At 70.7% G+C, this 21,961-nt stretch carries 23 protein-coding genes and 1 pseudogene; 15 read left to right on the top strand and 9 right to left on the bottom strand.

The genetic code is table 11. The features are described 5' to 3' along the window. The first annotated feature begins 64 nt into the window (after window positions 1–64). On the top strand, window positions 65–1,141 hold the full coding sequence (locus ABZ463_RS40235; protein ID WP_362785144.1) for an alkene reductase: 1,077 nt from the start codon (window positions 65–67) through the stop codon (window positions 1,139–1,141). Between the two features lie 125 nt (window positions 1,142–1,266). Here the strand turns inward: ABZ463_RS40235 and ABZ463_RS40230 are convergent, their stop codons facing one another. After that, a complete protein-coding gene (locus ABZ463_RS40230; RefSeq protein WP_362785141.1) occupies window positions 1,267–2,052 on the bottom strand; it encodes a sulfite exporter TauE/SafE family protein in 786 nt (261 codons plus the stop codon). A 191-nt stretch (window positions 2,053–2,243) separates the two neighbouring features. Here ABZ463_RS40230 and ABZ463_RS40225 point away from each other — a divergent pair, with 191 nt between their 5' ends. From ABZ463_RS40225 to ABZ463_RS40210, 4 genes are all read left to right on the top strand, one after another. Then, window positions 2,244–2,534 (top strand): hypothetical protein, encoded by a 291-nt coding sequence (locus ABZ463_RS40225; RefSeq protein WP_362785174.1) that lies wholly within the window; start codon window positions 2,244–2,246, stop codon window positions 2,532–2,534. Further along, entirely contained in the window at window positions 2,449–2,757 is a 309-nt protein-coding gene (locus ABZ463_RS40220) for a helix-turn-helix domain-containing protein (RefSeq protein ID WP_362785167.1), read from the top strand. The genes ABZ463_RS40225 and ABZ463_RS40220 overlap by 86 nt, the downstream gene beginning before the upstream one ends. Further along, window positions 2,754–3,707 carry a methyltransferase domain-containing protein gene (locus ABZ463_RS40215; protein ID WP_362785139.1) on the top strand — a complete coding sequence of 318 codons (954 nt, stop codon included), beginning with the start codon at window positions 2,754–2,756 and terminating at the stop codon, window positions 3,705–3,707. Before ABZ463_RS40220 ends, ABZ463_RS40215 begins: the two co-directional genes overlap by 4 nt. A gap of 390 nt (window positions 3,708–4,097) precedes the next feature. Continuing rightward, window positions 4,098–5,825 (top strand): amidase family protein, encoded by a 1,728-nt coding sequence (locus tag ABZ463_RS40210; RefSeq protein WP_362785136.1) that lies wholly within the window; start codon window positions 4,098–4,100, stop codon window positions 5,823–5,825. A 9-nt stretch (window positions 5,826–5,834) separates the two neighbouring features. Here the strand turns inward: ABZ463_RS40210 and ABZ463_RS40205 are convergent, their stop codons facing one another. Beyond that, complete coding sequence (locus ABZ463_RS40205) at window positions 5,835–6,509, bottom strand: substrate-binding domain-containing protein (RefSeq protein WP_362785133.1); 675 nt, start codon at window positions 6,507–6,509, stop codon at window positions 5,835–5,837. A 12-nt stretch (window positions 6,510–6,521) separates the two neighbouring features. Between ABZ463_RS40205 and ABZ463_RS40200 the strand changes: the two genes are divergently transcribed. The 6 genes from ABZ463_RS40200 to ABZ463_RS40175 all read left to right on the top strand — a co-directional run bounded on the left by ABZ463_RS40200 (window position 6,522) and on the right by ABZ463_RS40175 (window position 10,520). After that, window positions 6,522–6,731 (top strand): hypothetical protein, encoded by a 210-nt coding sequence (locus tag ABZ463_RS40200; protein WP_362785130.1) that lies wholly within the window; start codon window positions 6,522–6,524, stop codon window positions 6,729–6,731. Continuing rightward, window positions 6,712–6,897 carry a hypothetical protein gene (locus ABZ463_RS40195; RefSeq protein WP_362785127.1) on the top strand — a complete coding sequence of 62 codons (186 nt, stop codon included), beginning with the start codon at window positions 6,712–6,714 and terminating at the stop codon, window positions 6,895–6,897. The genes ABZ463_RS40200 and ABZ463_RS40195 overlap by 20 nt, the downstream gene beginning before the upstream one ends. A 228-nt stretch (window positions 6,898–7,125) precedes the next feature. After that, window positions 7,126–7,266: a hypothetical protein gene (locus ABZ463_RS40190; RefSeq protein WP_362785124.1), complete on the top strand. Its 141-nt coding sequence runs from the start codon at window positions 7,126–7,128 to the stop codon at window positions 7,264–7,266. Window positions 7,267–7,337: 71 nt separating this feature from the next. Beyond that, complete coding sequence (locus ABZ463_RS40185; RefSeq protein ID WP_362785120.1) at window positions 7,338–7,820, top strand: hypothetical protein; 483 nt, start codon at window positions 7,338–7,340, stop codon at window positions 7,818–7,820. Between the two features lie 855 nt (window positions 7,821–8,675). Beyond that, window positions 8,676–9,431 (top strand): hypothetical protein, encoded by a 756-nt coding sequence (locus ABZ463_RS40180; protein ID WP_362785117.1) that lies wholly within the window; start codon window positions 8,676–8,678, stop codon window positions 9,429–9,431. 573 nt (window positions 9,432–10,004) lie between these two features. After that, on the top strand, window positions 10,005–10,520 hold the full coding sequence (locus tag ABZ463_RS40175) for a hypothetical protein (RefSeq protein ID WP_362785114.1): 516 nt from the start codon (window positions 10,005–10,007) through the stop codon (window positions 10,518–10,520). Between the two features lie 28 nt (window positions 10,521–10,548). Here the strand turns inward: ABZ463_RS40175 and ABZ463_RS40170 are convergent. Beyond that, a pseudogene (locus ABZ463_RS40170) lies at window positions 10,549–11,143 on the bottom strand (hypothetical protein). 277 nt (window positions 11,144–11,420) lie between these two features. On the opposite strand from ABZ463_RS40170, the gene ABZ463_RS40165 reads away from it, so the two are divergent. After that, on the top strand, window positions 11,421–11,732 hold the full coding sequence (locus tag ABZ463_RS40165) for a hypothetical protein (protein WP_352012095.1): 312 nt from the start codon (window positions 11,421–11,423) through the stop codon (window positions 11,730–11,732). Window positions 11,733–12,025: 293 nt separating this feature from the next. On the opposite strand, the gene ABZ463_RS40160 is transcribed toward ABZ463_RS40165, so the two are convergent. From ABZ463_RS40160 to ABZ463_RS40150, 3 genes are all read right to left on the bottom strand, one after another. Then, on the bottom strand, window positions 12,026–12,607 hold the full coding sequence (locus ABZ463_RS40160) for a dihydrofolate reductase family protein (RefSeq protein ID WP_352012093.1): 582 nt from the start codon (window positions 12,605–12,607) through the stop codon (window positions 12,026–12,028). A 65-nt stretch (window positions 12,608–12,672) separates the two neighbouring features. Continuing rightward, window positions 12,673–13,512 carry a helix-turn-helix domain-containing protein gene (locus ABZ463_RS40155; protein ID WP_362785109.1) on the bottom strand — a complete coding sequence of 280 codons (840 nt, stop codon included), beginning with the start codon at window positions 13,510–13,512 and terminating at the stop codon, window positions 12,673–12,675. A gap of 215 nt (window positions 13,513–13,727) precedes the next feature. Further along, complete coding sequence (locus ABZ463_RS40150; protein ID WP_362785106.1) at window positions 13,728–14,186, bottom strand: MarR family transcriptional regulator; 459 nt, start codon at window positions 14,184–14,186, stop codon at window positions 13,728–13,730. Between the two features lie 764 nt (window positions 14,187–14,950). Between ABZ463_RS40150 and ABZ463_RS40145 the strand changes: the two genes are divergently transcribed. The 3 genes from ABZ463_RS40145 to ABZ463_RS40135 all read left to right on the top strand — a co-directional run bounded on the left by ABZ463_RS40145 (window position 14,951) and on the right by ABZ463_RS40135 (window position 17,920). Next, a complete protein-coding gene (locus ABZ463_RS40145; RefSeq protein WP_362785103.1) occupies window positions 14,951–15,955 on the top strand; it encodes an NAD-dependent epimerase/dehydratase family protein in 1,005 nt (334 codons plus the stop codon). Window positions 15,956–15,970: 15 nt separating this feature from the next. After that, a complete protein-coding gene (locus tag ABZ463_RS40140; RefSeq protein WP_352012088.1) occupies window positions 15,971–17,116 on the top strand; it encodes an FAD-dependent oxidoreductase in 1,146 nt (381 codons plus the stop codon). Window positions 17,117–17,266: 150 nt separating this feature from the next. Beyond that, window positions 17,267–17,920 carry a DUF998 domain-containing protein gene (locus tag ABZ463_RS40135; protein WP_362785100.1) on the top strand — a complete coding sequence of 218 codons (654 nt, stop codon included), beginning with the start codon at window positions 17,267–17,269 and terminating at the stop codon, window positions 17,918–17,920. A gap of 199 nt (window positions 17,921–18,119) precedes the next feature. Here the strand turns inward: ABZ463_RS40135 and ABZ463_RS40130 are convergent, their stop codons facing one another. From ABZ463_RS40130 to ABZ463_RS40120, 3 genes are all read right to left on the bottom strand, one after another. Continuing rightward, window positions 18,120–19,073, bottom strand: a complete 954-nt coding sequence (locus tag ABZ463_RS40130) for a hypothetical protein (RefSeq protein ID WP_362785097.1) — start codon at window positions 19,071–19,073, stop codon at window positions 18,120–18,122. Between the two features lie 168 nt (window positions 19,074–19,241). After that, the gene (locus ABZ463_RS40125) at window positions 19,242–20,840 is read right to left on the bottom strand and encodes an ABC transporter permease (RefSeq protein WP_352012085.1); all 1,599 of its coding nucleotides are present in this window, start codon (window positions 20,838–20,840) and stop codon (window positions 19,242–19,244) included. Continuing rightward, a complete protein-coding gene (locus tag ABZ463_RS40120; RefSeq protein ID WP_352012084.1) occupies window positions 20,837–21,733 on the bottom strand; it encodes an ABC transporter ATP-binding protein in 897 nt (298 codons plus the stop codon). Before ABZ463_RS40120 ends, ABZ463_RS40125 begins: the two co-directional genes overlap by 4 nt. Window positions 21,734–21,961 lie beyond the last annotated feature (228 nt).

Below are 21,961 nucleotides of genomic sequence, written 5' to 3'. Positions count from 1 at the left end.
AACCGACCTAGCGTGACCGCCTCGTAGGACAACTGTCCTAGATCGTGAGCGTAACGGAGACCCCATGCCCGCCGACCTGTTCGAATCCTTTTCGCTGGGCGACCTCACCCTGGCCAACCGGATGGTGATGGCGCCGATGACTCGCAACCGAGCCGACAGGGCAGGGCGGGTTCCGCCGATGATGGTCACCTACTACCGGCAACGCGCCACCGCCGGGCTGGTCATCACCGAGTCCACCACAGTCTCGCCGCAGGCCGTGGGCTACCCCTGCACCCCCGGAATCCACACCGATGACCAGGCGGCAAGCTGGCGACGGCTGACCGACGAGATCCACGAACAGGGCGCGCGCGTCTTCGTCCAGCTGCAGCACTGCGGCCGGATCTCACACCCGAGCCTGCTGGACGGCGCCACACCGATAGCCCCCTCCGCGCTGCGTCCCGCCGGCCAGGCCGTCACCTACGCGGGCCCGCAGGACTTCGTCGTGCCGCGCGAACTCGCGGCCGACGAGATTCCCGGAGTCGTCGCGCAGTTCAGGCACGCGGCCGAACGGGCGAAGCAGGCGGGCTTCGACGGCGTCGAGGTGCACGGCGGCAACGGGTATCTCATCGACCAGTTCCTGCGCGACGGCGCCAACCACCGCACCGACCGCTACGGTGGCGGCACCGAGGGCCGCATGCGCCTGCTGAACGAGGTCCTGGACGCGGTGTGCGCCGTGTGGCCGGCGCGGCGCGTGGGCGTGCGCCTCACCCCGGAGAACAGCTTCAACTCGATGTCGGACACCGATCCGCAGACCCACTTCGAGGACTACCTCCGCCGCCTGAGCCCGCGCGGCCTGGCCTACGCGCACATCCTTGAGGGCGACATGATGGCCAAGACCCGCACTCTTGACTACGGCGCCCTGCGCGCCGCCTTCACCGGCGCGTACATCGCCAACAATGGCTACGACCTCGCTCGCGCCCAGGAGGCGGTGCGCACCGGCGGCGCGGACCTCATCGCCTTCGGCACGCCCTTCATCGCCAACCCGGACCTGGTCCGCCGCTACCAGGACGACCTGCCCCTGGCCCCGGCCGACCCCGCCACGTTCTACGCCGGTGGCCGGCGTGGCTACACCGACTACGGAACGTGGCCGAGCCGGAGCTGAACAGCGCGGATTCCCCGGCCGGCGCCATCAAGGCAGCGGCGTCTGTCCTCCTGCGGTACCGAGACAGTGCGTCCGACATGGCCGACCATCAGGAGCCGCCCAAGAGCCACTTCCCCGCACGGCCGTCAGATGAGCGCCTGGACCGTGTAGAGGCAGGCCAGGGCGACGGCCAAGGCTCCCAGCAGCAGCCGCAGCCCGGTTTCCGGCAGACGGGGCTGCAGGTGGGCGCCGAGGTAGCCGCCGACCAGCCCGCCCAGGCCGCACAGAAGACCCAGCGCCCAGTCCGGTGCGATGTCGCCGGGGGCGGTCAGCGCCAGGACGGTGTAGGTGAGCGCGCCGGCGATCGAGGTGAGGAACGTCGAGGCCAGCGCGGCGGGGGCGACCGTGGCGACCGGTAGGCCACGCCCGACCAGGATCGGCCCAAGGAGCGATCCGCCGCCGATGCCGTACATCCCGCCGACGGCCCCAACGGCCAGTGCGAGCGCGGTGACGGCGCCCGGCGAGGGGTCGTCCGGCGTGTTGCGGCGGCGGAGTGGGCGTACGGTGCGCACGCACAGCCACAGGCCCAGCGGGAAGAGCAGGCATGCGACCAGAAGACGGAACACCTGAGCGCCGGGCAGCAGGAAGACCCGCACGAGCGCGCCGATGACGACGCCGGGCAGGGTGCCGAGCACCAGCAGGCGGGTCAGCGGGCCGCCCAGACGACCGCGCCTGCGGTAACGCAGCAACGCGCCGGGGACGGCCACGATGTTGAACAGCAGGTTGGTGGGCGTCACCGCCGGGTTCGGCACCTGCAGCACGCTGAGCTGGACCGGAAGCAGGAACACCGCCCCCGAAACCCCGACGGGGGTGGTCACCACCGCGATCAGCAAGCCCGCGGTGAACCCGAGCAGACCCTGCCACCAGCTCATGGGCTCACCGCTTCTGCTCTGTCTCAAAGGTCCGTTCACAGGATGACATGGCGGACAGATGATGGCTCGCCGGCCTTCACCGCCCGCCAGGGGTCCACTGCTGGGCGGCCGGCGCGGTGGGAGGTGGCGGCCCCGGCAGACCCGGCGCCCATGCCGTCCCGGTGCTCCTGGTGAATGAGGTCACGCTTACCGTGACACAGGTCCCGGGCGAGCTCATGGCAGGACTCTCGAACGGTGAACTGCCGGACGGGTTCGAACACACCCGGTTCCCCCGGCGACCCCTGTTCACCACGGTGCGCGCCCACCACCCCGAGGCGACCGCCACCCTGCCACCGGAAACCCACCGGCAGGTGCTGCGAAGACGCATCCACGCCTTCGTCCAGCACAACCTCCACGATCCGGGCTACGCCCCGAGGTCATCGCCGCCGCCCACCAGATCTCCATCCGTCACCTGTACCAACTCTTCCGGGACCAGGACCTGACCGTGGCCGCCTGGAACACTGCCACCGTGACCTGGCCGATCCCGCCCTGCGCTCCCAGCCGATCCATCTCATCGCCGCCCGCTGGGGCCTTACCGACAACGCTCGTTTCAGCCGCGCCTTCCGCGCCGCCTACGGCCTCTCCCCCGCTGAATACCGCTCGTCGGCGGACCCTGGCGAGACCCTGGCCTGCCGCTGGACGGTGCGAGGTTCGCCTGCTGTGTGAGATATCCCTCCCCCGTCGTCGTGGCGCCGGTGATCCGGGGAGGTGACCATGTGGTGATGACCTCCTCGCCCGGCTCGCCGCACGTCGGTGGCCGACCGGATCCGGCGGACGGGACCACCGCGCTCGGTGGAGAGCCCGCTCCCGCCCGCGGGTACCTGCTGGACAACGCGCGCGCCGAGGCGGGCGAGCGATTCGTCTGGCTGGCCGAGCTGTTCGACGGTGTGACGCGGGGGCACCTCGATCGGCTGGGGGTCGGGGCCGGTTCGCGCTGCTGGGAGGTGGGAGCCGGTGGCCGCAGTATCCCGGAGGCACTCGCGGCGGCCGTCGGTCCGGCCGGGTACGTGCTGGCCACGGACATCGACCCGTCGTGGCTGGAGGCGGGCGGCGGGTACGAGGTGCGCCGGCACGACGTCGCCGCTGATCCGCCCCCGGAGCCGGGGACGTTCGATCTGGTGCACGCCCGGCTCGTGCTGGTCCACGTACCCGACCGGGCTCGGGCGTTGGCCACGATGGTGGCGGCGCTACGGCCCGGCGGCTGGCTGCTGGTCGAGGACGCCGACACCGCTCTGCAGCCACTGGCATGCCTGGACGACGACGGCCCGGCGCAGCGGCGGGCCAACCGGCTGCGCAACGCGGTCCGGGAGCTGCTGAAGCGCCGCGGCGCGGACCTGCGCTACGGACGGACACTGCCACGGGCACTGCGTGAGGCCGGCTTGGTGGATGTCGCCGCGGCGGGCTCCTTCCCGGTCGGCGGCCCGGCCTGCGACCGGCTGGAGGCGGCGACCATCAGGCACGTGCGCGGCGAACTGCTCGCGGCCGGCCTGGCCGATGACGCCGAGATCGACGCGCACCTGGCCGCCGTCCACGCGGGCGAACTCGACCTGACGCTCGCACCGCTGATCTCGGCCTGGGGGCGCCGTCCAGCCGAGCACCCGCCGGCACTCGGTTAGGTCCTGTTCCGGAGTCCGGCGGCAGGCCCGCAATCAGCGGTTCTCCCGGATGATCGTCCGTCCGAGCGTTCCCATCGCGTCTGGCCCAACGGGCCAAGACCTCAGAGGCCATGGCTCATCATGCACGAGGCCGTAAGACCTGGATCCGTTGGATCTCCGCCGCTTGCTCCGGCCCTGGTAGAGGTTGGAGGGCGGCGAAACGGTGTGTCGGGATGGCGCCGACGTTTGCCGTGGGCGGAGCCGAGGAGCCTGGATTGGGGGATGGCCGCTGCGGCACTCCTGAACCATAATCGGGACGGCACAGTCAGCCGCTGTTCACGGTCGGCGGGGCCGAACGCTCATCTCCCGTGCTTGCACCTCAAGGCGCCAATCGGTGACGAGGAGGCCGATGTGGCACGACGAAGGCGAAACCGGCACACCCGAGCAGCGGCCCTGGCGGCCGGTGTCCTTCTCCTGACGGCGCCCGCCGTCACAGCCGGCGCCGCGACAGGCGACGGTGCGGCACCTGGCGGCGCGGGCAGCCGGACGACACCGGGCGACATCGCCGAGTGGGTGGTGGACATGGACGCCACCAGGTTGCGTGAACTACTGGCGAGCGGTCAGGTCACCTCGGTCCGGTTGGTCAAGGCATACCAGGCACGCGTCGACGCCTACGAGCAGGCGTACGCCGACCAGCCCGGTGTCAACGCGGTCATCCGCATGGACCCGACGGCGATCGCCGACGCCGCCCGGCTCGACGCCGAACGCCGGCTGGGGCGCGTCCGCGGCCCGCTGCACGGCATCCCGATCCTGGTCAAGGACAACTACGACACAGGAGACCTGCCCACGTCCAACGGTTCGCTGGCGCTGAGGAACTGGCGTCCCGCCGACGACGCCGAACAGGTCGCGCGGCTGCGCGCGGCCGGCGCGATCGTCGTCGCCAAGACCAACCTGCACGAGTTCGCCTCCGGCATCGAGACCATCAGCTCGCTCGGCGGGCAGACCCGCAACCCCTACGACCAGACTCGTAACCCGGGTGGTTCCAGCGGCGGCACGGGCGCCGGCGTCGCCGCCGACTTCGGCGCGGCCGGCCTGGGCTCGGACACCTGCGGCTCCATCCGCAGCCCGGCGGCGCACAACAGCCTGGTCGGCCTGCGGCCGAGCCAGGGCCTGTCCAGCCGTGACGGCGTCGCGCCTCTCTCCGACACGCAGGACGTCGGCGGCCCCATCGCCAAGTCGGTCAGCGACATCGCACTGATCCTGGACGCCACCGCCGGATACGACCCGGACGACCCGTCCACCAAGGCGTCCATCGGACGGATCCCCCGCACCTACACCGCCACCCTGGACGACACCGCCCTGGTCGGCGCACGCATCGGCGTGTTCACCGACTACCTGAGTACGTCGGGGCCCGCGCAGGTCACGACGGCGCTGGTCCGGGCGGCCGCCGGGGACATGGCCTCGCAGGGTGCGACCGTCGTCGATCTGCCGGCCCAACCCGCGCTGATTTCGGCGGTGGACGGCTCCAGCGTGTTCACCGACGAGACCGAACGCGATCTCAATCGCTACCTGGCGGCGCCGGGCACACGGTTCCCCCGTTCACTGGCCCGGCTGGAGCCACCGGCCGACATCGTGACCCTGGCCGACATCGTCGCCTCCGGCCAGGTCACGCCCACGGTCCTGAAGCGGCTCAAGGAACGGCTGGGCACCTCGACCGGCCCGCAGGACGCCTACCGCCAACGGCTGGCCCGGCGCGCGCAGGCGCAACAGCTGCTCCACAAGCTGTTCGAGGACAACGACCTGGACGCACTGGTCTACCCGGCGGTCTCACAGCAGGCCGCGCCGATCGGGAGGCCTCAGGAGGGGCTCAGGGTCTGCGCCCTCGCCGCCAACACCGGGTTCCCCGCCCTGACGATCCCGGCCGGCTTCACACCCGACGGCATGCCGGTGGGAGTCGAACTACTGGGACGGCCGTTCAGCGAACCGGCACTGCTGGGACTCGGGTTCGACTACGAGCAGGCCACGCGTCACCGCCGCCCACCGGCGAGCACCCCGCCCCTGAACCGGCTCCGCCTCATGTCGCCCCGGACTCCGGCCGGGACGGACGGCGAATCGGTGCCGGATCCGGCCCGCGGGTGACGGGCGGCGTCAAGGGGCGGCCGGGGCCGACGGGAGAGGGCCCAGATCGCGGATGATCCCGGCCAGTGCCCGGATGGGCTCGCTCTCCGCCTCACTTCGCCACACCAGCGCGTACGGCAGCGGCCCCATGTCGGTGACCGGCAGGTAGGTGATGTCCGGCCGTACCCAGTAGCGAGTCATGTGGGAGGGGAAGAGCACGACGATCTCGGCCATGCTGGCGAGGGTGATGGCCTCTTCCGTGTCCTGCACCACGGGGCCGCGCTCGATGGTGCGGCCGCGGCGGGTCTCGCGCGGAATGTAGGCGTCGTACCAGTAGCCGGGCCGGGTGTCGGACTGCGGATGCTGGAAGTCGGCGGCGATCTCCAGCGAGACCGACGTGCGCCGGGCGAGCTCGTGGCCGGTGGAGACGGCCAGCACCCGGGGTTCGGCGAACAAGACGGGTCCTACGGTGAGGTCCGGCTCGTCGACGGGCAGCCAGGTGATCAGGGCGTCGATGTCCCCACGGCGCAGTGTGGCGAAGGCGTCGCTGAACTGGGATTTCTGGACGCGCAGTCTCCACTGTGGGTGCCGGAGGCGAAAGACGTCCCAGTAGGGGCGCAGGTCGTAGGCGTTGGCGGGCAGCATGCCGACGCGCAACGCATCGTGGCCGAGCGGTTCGCCGGTGAGGGCGAGCGGATCCCGCACCTGCTGGAGGAGATGGACAGGGCGGAGGACTTCTTCTTCGACGCCAACGCCCAAGTGGAGATGGACCGCTGGTCCTCCGGCCGGGTGGTGCTCCTCGGGGACGCCGGCTACTGCGCGGCTCCGGCCTCGGGCCACGGCGCTTCGCAGGCGCTCGGCGCTTACGTCCTGGCCGGTGAACTGGCCGTCGCGGGGCGACCACACGATGGCGTTCGCCGCCTATGAGCGGGAGATGCACGGCCTCGTCGCCGAGTATCAGCAGCTGGGGCGTGAAGGGGCCGACCGGTTCTTCCTGGGCTCCCCCATTCGGGAGGCGCCCGATATGACCGCCACGGAGGCGACCCTCGCGCGTGTCACCGGCCGGGCCGGTACCGTAGCCCGGCACACCTGATGAGCGACTTCTGGACCACCCTCTACCAGGCCCTCGACGACTGAGGAAGGAGCGAGTGCCATGCGTGTCTGGTTCATCACGGGTGCGTCCAGGGGACGGGGCAGGGCGTTCGCGGAGGCGGCGCTGAGCAGGGGAGATCGCGTCGGCGCATGACCCGCTGCGGGCGAAACTGGCCGAGATGCGGGGCGACGAGGTGAGTACGCCCCGAGCACGGCCGCGCCGGTCGTCATGCGACTTGTGGACCTGCCCGACCCGCCCCTGCGGCTGATCGTCGGCGGCCGGTCCTTCGACCTGGTCAACCAGATGAACCAGGCCAGGGCCGAGGAGTACCGCGCCTGGGAACACCGCAGCCGCCTGGCTCCCGGCTGACAACCACATCCCGGTCCGGCTACGGACGAACGCGTCACGGCGCGACAACGACACGAATCGAGAGGTCATCGATGACGAAGCACCACGACACCACCCGGCTCACAGAAGAAGCCCCGCGAGAAGAACGGCTGACGGAGGACGCCGAAGTGATCATCATGGGGGCCGGCGGTCACGGCGGCAAGCAGCGCCTGGTCAAGGAAACCGTCCAGGAGTCCGGGGTGAACGTGCCGCACCTGGTCACCGAAGCCGCCCTGGCGCGCCCGCGCGACCAGGAACACCCGTCCACGGTCGACCGGAGCGTCCTGGCCCGGCAGCTTTCCGCACTGTTGCGCGAACCGAACCAGCCGGACGACGACGTCGACCGGCTCGCCGCCCGCGCCGAGGCACCCCCGGCCGCTTCGGCGCAGGCGCAGGTGACGCTGCGGGTTCCAGGTGAGACCGACCGACGGCGCGCCCCCGGCGCCCGCCCCGGCCCGGAGTCCGTCAAGTCCTCCCCCGCACCACGGTCCGCCGTCGTACGGCCCGCTCGGACGTCTCACCGCCGGGGCCGGTGACGACGTCGTTCTGGGCCGGGGCCGGTCACGGCGACACGCGCCGGTGCGCGGATACAGGACGTGGCCCCGCCCGTCGTCACCGAGGAAGGCGAGCGGGGCGTGGACACCGCGTTCGGGCACGGCCGGGATCAGTGAGTCGCCGCGCCGGGCGAGCCGTTCCGTCCGGCACGGCACCTCGTCCAGTTCGGCACTGACGCCCACCGGGACGCGTTCCAGCCCCAGGCGTCCCAGGGCGCCCTGGCCCACCGTGGCCTCGGACGTGCTCGACGTGTAGGTGCCGACGTATCAGGAGGAGCCCGGCGAAGGCGCGGTCCGATCGGGTACCGGCGGTCCGGGCAGTTCGACATCGCCGAAGGTCGTGGAGCACCCGGCCCACGACCTCGACGTACACGGGATTCCGGTGAGGAACGTGTCGTGAGTCCAAACGGCCATGCTCGATCCTGGCCGGGCCGGCCTTCGCAAGGCCGTACACGCTCCACGATCAGGAAAAGACGGGCTGGTGGCCCGGGATCACCGTCATCCGGTCGGCGTGCGTTTCCGGTGGCGGATCGAGGCCGCCTTCCTTGCTGATCGGGGGTTCCCTGGGGATACACCCCCTTCATAGCAGAAAGTATTCGTATGATGACAGTCAGCGATACAGGTGTGACGCGCCGCCAGCGACCAGGTTTCACCGCATCTGTTGAACGCCTCGAACATGCAGCTTGGCTGTGGCGTCCCCTCCAGGCCGAAAGGTGAATCATGATCCCACGCCTGGTACTCCCGCAGGGGTCTCCTTTGACCAGGCGATATCAGGCGGCGGCACGCGATCAACGCTGCGTGGTGTTCACCGGTATCCCCGGGGTGGGGAAATCGCTGATGCTGCAGCAGTTCGCCATCGTCGCCTCGCGGGAAGGCCGCACGGTGCACCTGCTGCAGTGGGACGTCGTACGGGGGGCGTTCGAGGGACATCCGGCGGGGGCCCGCTACCCGGAGGTGGATGGCGTCACCCACGCGGCCGTCCGTAGGGCCGTCGGCCTGTGGGCTCGCCGGGCCGTGAGCGAGTGGGACCGCCGGCATCCGGGAGGCGAGCACCTCCTGGCGGTGGAGGCACCCCTGATCGGTGACCGTCTGGCGAGCCTGGCAAGGGTGCGAAACGACGAGGCCGAAGCCCTGCTGGGAGGGACGAGCAGCACCTTCTTCGTGCCGGCCCCTTCGGATGAGGTGCGGCGCGCGATCGAAAGCAGCCGTATCCGCGAGGCTCGTACGCCACGACACGAACGCGAGCGGGCGAACGCGGCTCCCCCGCTGCTGGAACTACTGTGGCAGGACGTCGTCCGCCTGGGTGTCCGGTTCGGCCTGGCGGAGCAGGAGTGGACGGGGCGCGGCTACCAGCGGGACCTGTACGTGTCCGTCTACCGCCGGCTCCTGCGCGACCGCACCGCGGTGGTGCTTGAAATCGACGATGTGCTGCCCGTGACGGGGTCGCCCTACGCGTTCGACACCGTGCCCGTAGAGATCCTTCCCTCGCATCGGGACGTCGACGACTTCCTCACGGTCGTGAGCTCCCTTCCGAACGGTCGGCTGCGGCAAGAGGCCGAACAATGGTACGGGGACGTAGAAGAAGGGGGATGATCCGGCGGAGGGGAAAGCGCCGCGCCCTTCACCTGCGCTTCGGTCTCTCGCGGTAGCCGAGCGGGAAGCACGGGCGGTCAAGAGGCCCGGCGCTCAAGTCGGTGTCACCGGCTCAAGCGCCGGCCGAGGGACGGCCGGGTGCGTGTGGCACCACACCGACACCCGTGCCTCCGTGCCTGTTCGACGGCGTCGGCCGCCGCACGGTCCGGCGATGTCACCAGCTGCGCTCGGTCGCACCGGCGCATCCGGCCGCCCCTTCTCCGTTCCGAACCGTCGGTCAGTCTCAGTCGTCGTCTTCGTCGCGGTAGGAGATGCCGCCCTCCGGCGGTTGGGGTCGAGGCTGCCGAAGGTCGTGACGACGAACGCGCCGGCCTCCGCCACCAGTGGCGACTCGTACACCTTCACCGGCTCCGTACGCGTGTCCTGCATCTGATCCACCTCCTTTCCTGAACAGTCGACGACACCATTACGGCTAACAGACCGCGCGAATAGGGCTTGGGTCGGAGGGCACAAGTGGCTACGCGCCTCGGCTGTCGATCATCATCATGACCAGGCTTGACCTACGCTGAGCCGATGACCGACAACGGCGCACCCACGAGAAGCTCGGGCGCTGAAGAGCCTGGCGTTGACGCGAGACTGCCCGCGACCGTGCGTATCGCCGAGGTCGTGTTGAGAAGGATGGAGAGCCCTCCATCGCTGGTCTGCTGGACCGGTTACTTCCCGGAGCCGAAAGGCGCGGTCGAGACCGGGATGAGTCTGGTGGTCGAACCGGCCGCCCCGCCGGAAGAGGCCACCCTCCATTTCGCTCACGACGTCGTGAGCCATTTCGATGTCTTCGTCGACCAAGCTCTGGAGTACTGCCGCACCCGACTCCGGGAATCGCACTTCGAGCTCACAACCGAGGAACTGAGCTGGCTCGACCTTCCGGAGTTGCCACTGGCAGTCCCCGAAGCGACCGTGTGGGCCGACCGAACCTGGGCAATCCGTTTCACGGAGAGCAGGCTCCGGCTGGCGGACCCCTACGGAATCCTCGTGACGTTCGACGGAAGGCAGCCTGTCGACGTTGAGGGCCTCGACGACGAGCGATGAACCACTCGACGCGCCATCGGGCGTGTGTTCACGGGTGGCGGTTGGGCCGGTTGTCCCAGCGGTGGGTTGTCCAGGCCCGGCGGATCAGGCTGCGTACGGTGATAACGGTGTCGGCGAGATCGAAGAACGCGTTAATGACCGTTGCGTGGTGTTCGTGGCAGCGGGCGAGGCGCTGGAAGGCGTTCTGCCAGGCATGGGTACGCTCCACATGCCACCTGTCGCTTGCCTGGACCGGTGCCTTCTCGCCCTTGCGCGCGATCCGGCCGTCCGGGCCACGTTCGGCAAGCAGGGCGCGGGTCTTGCCGGAGTCCAGGCGCCTTGGCGATGCAGCCGTCCACAGCAACCCGGTCCAGGACCAGGCCGACGATCCGGTCGTAGGACTCCAGCGCGATCCGCTTGAACTGCGCGAAGGTCCCCAGAGGTGTCCACTCGTCACGACGGCTGCGGATCGTCGTGGCCGAGCACGTCGCATCCGCGATCGCCTCGCAGGGACAGCCGAAACGCAGCAGCTTGTCGAAGACGACCCGGTCACCGACACGCCTGCGATGACAGCCCGACGGATGACCCGGGTGGAACTCCGGCCGCATTGGCAACAGGTCCGCGAACTGCCCAACTCTCCCTATCCGCTGAGACCCCCTTCGATCTCAGCGAGCCGCCCCCCCCCCGGAGCGAGAAGCCAGAAGAAGACTCAGCGGATAAGGCCAGCTCGACTCTCGCGCGGAAGGTGTCCTTTGCTCGCCGAGTGACTGATGTTGCAGGAGTGACACCACCCTGTCGATGCGGATAGTAGTTGACCGATCACTGTAAGGAAATCCTTGGGGTCGGACACACCCCCAAGAGCCACTTCGCCGAGGCTCTTCATCCCGGGCGCACCCAGCCCCGACCCTCAAGGACGTGAGCATGTCCCGAACCCTCACCAGGTTCCTGCCCGTCGGCGCCGTCGCCGCGCTGCTCGTTCTCGGAGCCCTGGCCCTGCCCGCCGCGGCTACCGCCGACCCCGACGACGACGGGCCCGACACCGCCCAGATCGAGGCCGACGCCCGGGCCCGTGGCATCGGCTGTCAGGGCCGCGACGGCAGAACCAAGCCCATCGGCACCGTGCGCGAGACCAACACCGCCAGCGGAATGCGCGTGCGCCAGCGCTGCGGCGCCGGCCTCTACGGCGGCATCGACTGGATCGACACCCAGGTCCTGGACTGGGGCCGACACTGACCGGCCAGTGAAACCAGCCCTGCCCGGGCTTGCGCTACGGCGCACCGCAAGCCTGGGCGGGGCTTTTCGCATCCAAGGAACGAGCAAGGCGAGGAGGCATCTCCTCGACACCGGCGCGCGGCGCAGCCCGGCCTTCATGTGGGTCTTGTGGTCGCGGTTGCGGGCGTCGATGAGCGGGTCGCCGTCGAGGTCGCCGGCCTCCAGCCATGCGGGGAAGGCCCGACCCCGGGAGTCGTGGGCGCGGCAGGTGTCACCGTTCGCAGTTGGTTTCTTCGCGTACCCGCCCAGATCGGTCAACGGCGCACCCGATAGCGCAGGTGAAGCACCCGGTTGCCCTGAATCACCACGTCAGGGTCCTCCAGCAGGTGCTGCGCGTGGACCGACCCGAAGTAACGCTTGCCGGACCCGAACACGACGGGTACGACGTCCATGCGCACCTCGTCGATCAGGCCCGCGGCAAGCACCTGGCCCCCGACGTCGCCGGCGGCGACCTCGACCACGCGGTCACCCGCAAGCTCCTGCGCCTTGGCCATGGCTGCCTCGACGCCGTCGACGAAGTGAAACGGCGCCTCGGGGTCCCAGCCCTCGGGCATCGGCCGGTGCGACACGACGACCACGTGGTCGATGCCGCCCGGAGGCTTCCCGTCCCAGCCGTCCGTCAGGTCGAAGACGTGACGGCCGACGATCGTGACTCCGATCTGGTCCCAGTACGGCCGGGTGTGGTCGTAGGACGTCTGCGACACCTGCAACTCGCCGCTTTCATCCAACGGGACGTCACCGCTGGACAACCAGTCGAACAGCGGTCCGGGCTGGTCGTTCTCATCCGCGACGAAGCCGTCCACCGACACCGAGCCGTACATGACCACCTTGCCCATCGGGCTCTCCTCTGCTTTGGGGTGCCCCAAATTAGCGTGTCATGGGCCGTCGCTCTTGTAAGAAATCAATCGGCCGGCAGCGGCCAACCGTCCAGCGTGTGGCCGGGATGTTCGCGCAGGAACCGCCGCCGGACTTCGATGTAACGGGTCGGCGTGAGCCCGGTGAACGCCCGGAACTCGTGACCGAAGTGGGCCTGGTCGAAGTAGCCTGCGCCACCGGCGAGGTCGCCCCAGTCGATCGGCCCGGCGGGGTCGATCGCGAACACGGTGGCGGCGAAGCGGTAGGTGCGGGCCAGCCGCTTCGGCGTGACGCCGATGAGCCTCTTGAACCTCTGTGCCAGATGAGTGCTGCTGACACCGGCTGCCACGCTCAGGTCGCCGATCGCCACCGCCCCGCCGGTAGCCGCGATGACGCTGCTCGTATGGCGGACCAGCCCCAGACCGGCGGTCTCGCACAGCCGTCGCGTCAGCTCCTTCTCAAGCAGCGTCAGCATCTCGTGCGGTCCGTTCGCCGTGGCCAGCCGGTCGCGCAGCTCAGCGATGGCGGGCCGACCCCAAACCTGTTCCACCGTCACCGGCCGGTCACACAGCTCGGCTGCGGGCATCGGCAGGAACGGTGCCAGCCCCCACGGCTTGAAGTGCACGCCGACGGATCGGGTCCGAAGTGGGTAGCCGAACTCCAACACGCGGGTGGGTGTGGTGACCACGCAGCCGTCGGCGTACTCGGCCGTTTCGATGTCGGTGCCGGCGCGGATGCGGAACGGCGCCCCGAGGTTGACGATGAGCAACGCCGCCGGCATCGGCGGCAACGTCAGCCGGGCGTACGGCGGCGCGCCCTCCAGGTAGTAAAGGTCGTCGATCAGCCCGTCCAGCGGCGGTCGCGGCACTCTGGACACGTACTCCACGCCCACAGTATCGCCGATGCCCGCCGACATCGAGCGCTGGGCGCGGCCGGCCCTCCACCGGCGATCACCGCGACCCCGGAAGGTGCGAATCTGTATCCCATGTGTTCCTTCCCGTGCCTCGCCAACGTCCGGCTCACCCCATAGGACACGGTCCAAGGGGTCACCGCACCAGGTGAGCGATCGCCCGTCTCAGGGGCGGCCGGCCGAGGCCGGGATCAGCCGGACTGCCGGTGCCAGCGGTGCAGCAGGGCGGGGAGTTCGCCGAGCAGGAACTCGTAGAAGGCGCGCATCTGCGTCAGGCGCCGCCGGGCGGGATCGTCCTCATCGGTGGCGGCGATGCCGGCTGACGCGGCCTGGAGCATGGCCTGGATCACGGTGTTCTGGCTGGTGAACAGGGTGGCCCAGGCATCGTCGCGGAGCCGGTAGTGCTCGCGGCGGCTGCCGGGCGAGGGCAGGCGTTCGATCAGGCCGACCGTCGTCAGGGATTTGATCGCGCCGGACACCGAACCGGCGCTGGCTTCCAACTGGTCGGCGATCTCGCCGGCGGTGATGCTCTCCTGGTCGGTGAACAGGAAGGCCGCCAAGGTGCGCGCGGCCATGCGCTGTAATCCACCTTCGGTCAGGGTGAGGGCCAGTCGTTCCGCCGCCTGCCGCTGCTCATACCGGTCGTTCACGTGTTCGCCTCCTTGGGAGAAACAGAGTACCGAAAGCTACGGATATTCAGAAATTTCTGAAACTTCGGTATTGTTCTCTCATCGGCCTCTCGTGAGGGGTTCGATGGTGTGCCGGGAAGCCTGGTCGGCGGCGTGATCTCTCATCAGCGACGAGACAAGAAGGTGACCGGCCATGACCCTGTTCAGCCGTTCGTACGGCGTGCGCTCCGCCCTACGCCGTCCAGCCCGCGTCCGGCGTAACGTGGGGATCCCGGCCGCCGGGCCGGCCGTGCGGCTGCTGGTCGGCCCGTGGCCCCATGGCGGCAGGCTCCACGCCCGCGAAGGACAATCGCGCCATCGAGGCCAGAGCCGACGTGCCGACCTTCACCACCTCACCCCTCACCGAGGATGTCCAGGCCATCGGCCCGGTCCCCGTCCGGCCGCCCCAGCGCTCGGACAACCCGCACGTCGACCACTTCACCCGCGTCTGCGACGTTGACCCGCGGGCCGGTCGGTCAACGTGTGCGACGGCCGCATCCGCCCGCGGAGCCGGGTGACATCCGGACCGCCGACATCACCCTGTGGCCGACGGCCCACACCGCTTCCCGCGCGGCCACCGCATCCGGCTGCAGGCCTCCAGCGGCGCCCACCCGCGCTTCGGCCGCGGCCCCGGAACCGGCGAACCCCGCGCGCGCCCGGGAGCGAGCCGCCTCTTCGGAACACGGGATCCTCCATGACCGCCGCAACCCGTCAGCCCTCTGGCTGCCACTCACTTCAGGAGCATCGTGAAGCTACTCGTACTCGGCGGCACCCACCACGTCGGCCGCGCCGTCGTCGAAACCGCGCTGGAGCGCGGCGACGAGGTGACCACCCTCAACCGCGGGCTCAGCCGCGACCCCGCCCCCGGAGTCCGCGCCCTGATCGCCGACCGCACGGATTCCGAGTCCGTACGGCAGGCACTCGGCGACACCGAATGGGACGCGGTCATCGACACCTGGGCCTGGGCTCCCAGGGAGGTGCGAGAGGCCGCCCGCCTGCTGGCGCACAGGACAGGACACTACGGATACGTCTCCAGCCGTGGCGTGCACCGCTGGCCCTGGCCCTCCGGCGCCGACGAGTCGGCGCCCCTGGTCGACGGCGACCCCGGCAGTACCGACGGCACCGACTACGCCGCCGCCAAGCGCGGCGGCGAACTCGCCGTCCTGGAGTCCTTCGCGGGGCGCGCGTTACTGGCCAGAGCCGGGATGATCCTCGGCCCGTACGAGGACGTCGGCCGCGTCCCGTGGTGGCTGCGCCGCCTGGAGAAGGGCGGCCGGGTCCTGGCCCCCTCCCCCGCCGACGCGCCCCTGCAGTACCTCGACGCCCGCGACCTGGCCACCTGGATGCTCTCCTGCGCCGAACGCGGTCTCAGCGGCGCCTTCACCGTGACCGGTCCACCCGGCGCGACCACCCTCGGCGAACTCCTCACCACGGCCCTGGAGGTCACCGGCTTCGACACCGAACTGGTGTGGGCCGAACCGGATCTCCTCCGGAGGTACGGCCTGCCGCTCGGCATGGAGTTCGGGCTACGCCTGCCCGACGGCGGTGTCCCGAGCGGCATGCACGACGCCGACGTCAGCGCCGCCCTCACCGAAGGCCTCACCACGCGCCCGCTGCGCGCGACCCTGGCCGACACCTGGGCCTGGCTCCAGGCCGAAGGCGACCCCACACCCCGCACGGACGCGCCCTCTCCCGACACCTGGCTGGACGCCGCCGCCGAACAACGCCTGCTCGACCAGCTCTCCCACTAAGGACAACCGACTTTCATGCGTGCCGTCATCATCGGAGCCGGTATCGCCGGCCTGGCCACCGCCCTGCGCCTGCACCAGATCGGCTGGGACACCCTCATCGTCGAACGCGCCCCGGCCCGCCGCGGCGGCGGCTACGCCGTCACCTTCGGCGGCATCGGCTACGACGCCGCCGAACGCCTCGGCATCCTGGACGACCTGCGAGCCAAGGCGTTCGACACCACCGAACTCATCTACCACAAGAGGGACGGATCCCGCCGCTTCGCCCTCGACCGCGCCACCATCGCCGCCACCACGGGCCCGCGCTCGATCACCATCCTGCGCGGCGACCTCGAATCCGTCCTGTACGAGAAGGTCCACGACCGGACCGAGATCCGCTTCGGCACGACCATCACCGCCGTCGACCAGGACGACCACGCCGTCCGCGTCGCCCTGGACGACGGCAGCACCGAGGAGGCCGACCTGCTGATCGGCGCCGACGGCCTGCACTCGGCCACCCGTGCCCTGTTGTTCGGGCCGGAGGAGGACTTCCTGCTCGACCTGGGGCACAAGGTCGCCGTCTTCATGCTGGACCGGCGGCCCGCCGGTATCGCACCCGGCGCGACCGGCACCCTGTCGTCCAACGGCCGTACCGCGGCGGTCATCAGTGTCGGCGACGGCCGCAACGTCGCCTTCTTCGGCTACCGCGCCGACCACGCCCGTCCCGGCGAGGACGTCGCCACCCAGCTGGGACGCGTCTACGGCGACCTCGGCTGGGTCATCCCCGAAACGCTCGCCGGGCTGGCTCGGGCCGACTCGGTCTATTTCGACACCATCAGCCAGGTCGTGGCACCGACCTGGAGCAGAGGCAGGGTGGTGCTGCTCGGCGACGCCGCCTGGTGTGTCACCCTGTTCGCCGGGTACGGCTCCTCACTGGCCGTCGGAGGCGCCGACCGCCTGGGCACCGAACTGGCCGCCCACCCAGGAGACGTCTCCGCCGCGCTGACCGCGTGGGAGGCCGCCATCCGGCCCGAAGCCGAACGCAAACAGAGGCTCGGCCGCCGCGTCAAAGGCGTCTACGCCCCCGCCAGCCCGCTGCTGCTGTGGCTGAGCCTGCTCCCGCTGAGGCTGGCCTCCCTGCCTCCGGTACGCCGGTACATGACGCGCCGCTTCATCAAGGGCTGAGGGCCGTGAACACCTGGCCGGGTCGGCGGCCAGGTGTTACATTCCAGGCGTCTACAGGAACGCGCCCCACGGTGGGGCGCGAACGTCGGTGAGCCGGGAAGCCTGGTCGGCCCGCGATCTTTCGGTCGTGGAGCTAGGAGGCTGTTCCCGATGCGCCCGACCGCACCCCTTCTCGCATGCGGCACCGCCGCCGGTGTCCTCGTCCCAGTGTTGCTCCTGCTCGACGGCGCCACCCGGCCCGGCTACAGCCTCTGGCATCACGGCGCCAGCCAGCTCGGCACCGGCGAGCGGGGCTGGCTGCAAACGGCCGACTTCGTGATCGGCGGGCTCCTGCTGTTCGCCTTCGCCGCCGGGATGCGCCGTGCTCTTCCTGCCGGCCGGGCCGCGGTCTGGGCGCCGTTCCTTGTGGCCGCCGCCGCTCTGGCGATGGTCGTGGCGGGGGTCGTGCCCACTGATCCCGCCCTCGGCTACCCGCCCGGCCTGTCTGAGGTGGTCACCACCGCGGGCCGCATTCACGGGCTGGCCGGTCTGGTGCTGTTCGCCGCTCTGGCGGCCACGCCGTTGGTGCTGGCCCGAGGCCCACACGCCGGTGGTCGAGGCTGGGCGCTCTACTCGCGCTGGTCAGGTGCGCTGGTCATCGCCTTCGCCGTCGCCGCAGGCGTCGCCTTCCGACTGGACCTTCAGGGCGTGGTCCGGCCCGCACCCGCCGGGCTGCTCGAACACGCCGCCCTGCTGGTCGGCTTCACCTGGATCGTCACCGCCGCAGCCCACCTGCGCCGCCGTTACACCCGTGCGGAGGCGTGAGGTGGAGACCGCGTTGGAAACCTGCCCGGCCGTTACAGCCCACAGGCCCTGGTCGGTTCGTCGCCCTGTTCACCCTGGTGAACAGGCCTCCGCCAAGGTCACCGCCGACGCTGACCCCGCAGCTCGCCGAGCCACCCGCTGGCTCGTCGGCCTCGTCTTCCTGTCGCCGCCGGCCGTTCCGATCCTCCTCGCGGGCCGACTAGGGACCCGCTGAAACGATCAGCGGGAGCAGCGCACCGTAGAGGACGAGCAGGAGGACCGACTCCCGACGGCTGAGCCTGCTGCCCCGGGCGAGCAGGCCCCAGCTGATTCCGCTGATGCCGACCATGGCCACGACCAGCGCCGGAGCCACAGCGGACGGCACACCGCCGGAGGAGAAGGCGACCACCGCTCCTCCCACCAGACTGTTGACCAGATTGCTGCCCAGCAGGTTGCCGATGACCAGGTCACCGTCGCCACGGCGTTGCGCCTGGACCGAGGTGACCAGCTCGGGCAGCGAGGTGCCGAGCGCCACCAGGGTGAAACCTACGACCTGGGAGGACACTCCAGCCCGGATGGCGAGCTCGGAGACGTTGGCGACGAGCAACTGCGCCCCCAGCAGTGTTCCGCCCAACCCGACGATCGTCCGGGCTGCCTCGACCACCAGGCGGGGCCGTATCGCGGCCCCAAGGTGATCCGTGGTCTCGGCGACCAGGGCGTCTCGCGGGTCCGCACGGGCGAACCTCAGGAGCATGACCACCGAGGCGACCATCGCCAGGGTGAGAAGGACACCCGTCACCGGGCCGAGGCCGTACGTCAGGGCCACCGCGAACGCCGTCACCGCGGCCAGGGACAACGGAGCCTCACGCCGCAGGATCGACGACCGTACGGCGAGTGCGGCCGTCAGCCCGCCGACGCCGAGGATCAGCGTCATGTTGACGATGTTGGAGCCGACCAGGCTCGCGGCGGCCAGATCCGTGTGTCCCCGGGCGGCCGCCGTGGCGGCCACGACCAGCTCCGGGGCACTGGTGCCGAATCCGATGACCACGACGCCGACGACGACCGGCTGGACACCGAGCCGCCCGGCCAGCCGTCCGGCGCCGATGACCAGATGGTCGGCGGCCAGCGCGAGCACAGCGAGACCGATCACACTGAGGATGGCGAGTACGAGCATTCGTTCCGCCTTTCCAGGGATGAAAGTGACATCGAAGGTGGAGCCGTCAGAAGGGGCTGTGGCGAACCGGGGCCGCTGTGACCGCTCCCGGCCACAGGGCGTCCCCGGGTTGCCGACGGCGCGGCGAACCCGCAGGGACCCGGCCTGCCCGCGACCGGCGCGGACCGGTCAGCCGCCCGTCAGATCTCGCCGCCGGAAACCGGCCAGACCCGCCAGGACCAGCGCCGCGGCGACCACGACCAGCCAGGCGAGAGGGCCGAACGTCGCCTCGCCTCCGGGAACCCGCGGCAGATGGGCGAAGGGCGACAGGTCCTGGATCCGTTCGTCGATCCCGAGCAACCTGCCCAGCTGGCCGAGCAGGACGAACGCCCCCAGCACCGCCCACGCGAGGCTGGTCAGCCGGGGTACGAACCCGAACAACAGCACCGCGACCCCGGCCATCACCCACACCGCGGGCGCCTGCGCCAGCGCCGCACCGGTGATACGAAGGGCCTGACCCGCGGGATCACCGACACGAATACCGTGTGCGAGACCGGCGGCCAGCCCCGCCACGGCGAGGACCGTCGTGGCGCCCCCAAGTGCCCACACCAGATGACCGGCCGGCCACCGCCAGCGGGACACGGCCGCCGCCAGGACCGGTTCGGCGCGCGCCGCGACCTCCTCGGCCCGTGGCCGCAACGCGGCCTGCACCGCGTAACCCGCGGCCACCATGCCCAGCAGGCTCATCACGGTGGCGAGGAAGGCGTCGACAACGGCCCCCGCGCCGCCGAACCCCGCCATCAGGGCGGCGAGCTGCGGATTGTCGTCCACGATGTCGCCCACGCTCAGGGCCAGCGCGCCGAACACCGCTCCCACGACGGCGAACGCGATCACCCAGCCCAGCAGCACGCCTCGGTGCAGTCTCCAGGCCAGGGCCGTCGGGCCGCTCAGACGTGGTGCCGCCGTCGCGGGCCCCCGCCTGGACGACAGCAGACCCGTTCCGACATCACGACGCCCGGCCAGCAGGTGGGCGACGGCCGACAGAGCCGCCGCGGCCACGGCGAACAGGGCGAACACCGTCCATCGCTCGTCGGCGAAGGCCCGCACCCGCTGCGCCCAGCCGAGGGGGGACAGCCAGGACAGCGTGTCACCGTCGGCCGCGTCTCCCGCCGCCCGCAGGAGGAAGGCCAGACCGAGTGCGGCGAGGGCGATGGCGTTGGCGGCGCGGGCCGTCTCGGTCAGTTGCGCGGTCAGCGCCGCGACGCCGGTGAACACCCAGCCCGTCCCCGCCACCGACAGGCCGAAGGCCAGCGCCCCGGAGACGGGCAGTCCCCGCGTGGCCAGACCGAGCGCGCTGAGCAGGGCGACGGCGAGGTTCGCCGCACCGGCCACGAGTACGGCGGCCGCCGGAAGCGCGTGACGGCCGACCGTCCCGGCGCCGATCAGCTCGGCTCGGCCGGTCTCCTCCTCGGCGCGGGTGTGCCGGGTGACGAACAGGACGCTCAACAGGCTGGTGAGGACGGCGGCGACGCCGGTCACCCGCCAGGCGGTCAGACCTCCGGCGGAGGACGGATCGAAGATCGGTCCGGTGAGCGCCCGCAGAGCCGGGTTGGCGCCGATGGCGAGCCCCAGCGCGAGCCTCTCCCCCATGGTCGGGTACAGCTCGACGATCGCCGAAGCGGTGGCCGTCACCAGCCCGGGGATGACGACGACCCAGATGGGCAGTCGCAGCCGATCGCGGCGGAGGGCGAGCCGAACCAGTGTGCCGGTGCCGGTGAGGGCGCTCATGCCGCGTTCACCCGGTAGTGCCGCAGGAACAGCTCCTCCAGGGACGGCGGCCGGCAGGCGAGGCTTCGCACGCCCGCTTCGCTGAGCAGACGCAGGACGCCGTCGAGCCCGTCGGGGTCGACCTCGAACCGCACATGCGGGCCGTCGACGACCAGGTCGTGCACGCCGGGAAGCGCGGCCAGCCCGTCCGGTGTACGGGCGAGTTCGGCGGTGACGGACGTGCGGCTCAGGTGGCGCAGCTGGGTCAGCGTCCCGCTCTCGACGACCCTGCCCTCACGGACGATGGTCACCCGGTCGCACAGTGCCTCGACCTCCGACAGGATGTGGCTGGACAGCAGCACGGTACGGCCGTTGTCCCGCTCTTCGGCTACGCAGTCGCGGAACACCGCCTCCATGAGCGGGTCGAGACCGGAGGTGGGTTCGTCCAGCAACAGCAGTTCGACGTTGGAGGCCAGCGCGGCGACGAGTGCGACCTTCTGCCGGTTCCCCTTGGAGTAGGCGCCGCCCTTCTTCGTCGGGTCAAGGTCGAAGCGCTCCAGCAGCTCCGCCCTGCGCCGCAGGTCGAGTCCGCCGCGTAGCCGCCCGAGCAGGTCGATGGCCTCCCCGCCGGACAGCGTCGGCCAGAGCACGACATCGCCCGGCACGTAGGCCAGCCGCCGGTGCAGTTCGACGGCGTCACGCCACGGGTGTCCGCCGAGGAGTTCGGCGTGACCGGAGTCGGCGCGCATCAACCCCAGCAGGACGCGCAGGGCCGTGGTCTTACCGGCCCCGTTCGGGCCGAGGAAGCCGTGCACCTCGCCCGTTCGCACACTGAGGTTCAGGCCGTTCAACGCGTGGACGCCGCCGAAACGCTTGGTCAGGTCACTGATGAGCACGGCAGGGCTGCCCGGCATGGGCGCCTCCTCGAAGCCGGTCCGATATGACGTTGCCGACCAGACTTCCCGGCGCTCCGACGTTGACGGTAACAGCGGCGAGGAGCGTTGACCAGAGCCTTTTCGCGGGAGTTCGTACCCTTTCAGGGCAGGCCGGTGAAGCGCTCGATCTGCTTGGTCTTGCCGGAGACGATGATGACGTCGCCGTAGGCCAGCACGGTCTCGGCGGTGGCGTAGGTGAACTCCTCC

It is taken from the genome of Streptosporangium sp. NPDC020145 (genome assembly GCF_040631275.1).
Classification (GTDB): domain Bacteria; phylum Actinomycetota; class Actinomycetes; order Streptosporangiales; family Streptosporangiaceae; genus Streptosporangium.
Note: the sequence above shows the minus strand (reverse complement) of the source record. Positions and strands in the feature narration are given on the sequence as shown.

Excerpts from the sequence above, each read along its gene's own strand:
- ABZ463_RS40235 (WP_362785144.1), top strand. The coding sequence starts at position 65 with ATGCCCGCCGACCTGTTCGAATCCTTTTCGCTGGGCGACCTCACCCTG.
- ABZ463_RS40230 (WP_362785141.1), bottom strand. The coding sequence starts at position 2,052 with ATGAGCTGGTGGCAGGGTCTGCTCGGGTTCACCGCGGGCTTGCTGATC.
- ABZ463_RS40200 (WP_362785130.1), top strand. The coding sequence starts at position 6,522 with ATGGACAGGGCGGAGGACTTCTTCTTCGACGCCAACGCCCAAGTGGAG.
- ABZ463_RS40195 (WP_362785127.1), top strand. The coding sequence starts at position 6,712 with ATGGCGTTCGCCGCCTATGAGCGGGAGATGCACGGCCTCGTCGCCGAG.
- ABZ463_RS40190 (WP_362785124.1), top strand. The coding sequence starts at position 7,126 with ATGCGACTTGTGGACCTGCCCGACCCGCCCCTGCGGCTGATCGTCGGC.
- ABZ463_RS40185 (WP_362785120.1), top strand. The coding sequence starts at position 7,338 with ATGACGAAGCACCACGACACCACCCGGCTCACAGAAGAAGCCCCGCGA.
- ABZ463_RS40180 (WP_362785117.1), top strand. The coding sequence starts at position 8,676 with ATGCTGCAGCAGTTCGCCATCGTCGCCTCGCGGGAAGGCCGCACGGTG.
- ABZ463_RS40175 (WP_362785114.1), top strand. The coding sequence starts at position 10,005 with ATGACCGACAACGGCGCACCCACGAGAAGCTCGGGCGCTGAAGAGCCT.
- ABZ463_RS40165 (WP_352012095.1), top strand. The coding sequence starts at position 11,421 with ATGTCCCGAACCCTCACCAGGTTCCTGCCCGTCGGCGCCGTCGCCGCG.
- ABZ463_RS40160 (WP_352012093.1), bottom strand. The coding sequence starts at position 12,607 with ATGGGCAAGGTGGTCATGTACGGCTCGGTGTCGGTGGACGGCTTCGTC.
- ABZ463_RS40140 (WP_352012088.1), top strand. The coding sequence starts at position 15,971 with ATGCGTGCCGTCATCATCGGAGCCGGTATCGCCGGCCTGGCCACCGCC.
- ABZ463_RS40135 (WP_362785100.1), top strand. The coding sequence starts at position 17,267 with ATGCGCCCGACCGCACCCCTTCTCGCATGCGGCACCGCCGCCGGTGTC.
- ABZ463_RS40130 (WP_362785097.1), bottom strand. The coding sequence starts at position 19,073 with ATGCTCGTACTCGCCATCCTCAGTGTGATCGGTCTCGCTGTGCTCGCG.
- ABZ463_RS40125 (WP_352012085.1), bottom strand. The coding sequence starts at position 20,840 with ATGAGCGCCCTCACCGGCACCGGCACACTGGTTCGGCTCGCCCTCCGC.
- ABZ463_RS40120 (WP_352012084.1), bottom strand. The coding sequence starts at position 21,733 with ATGCCGGGCAGCCCTGCCGTGCTCATCAGTGACCTGACCAAGCGTTTC.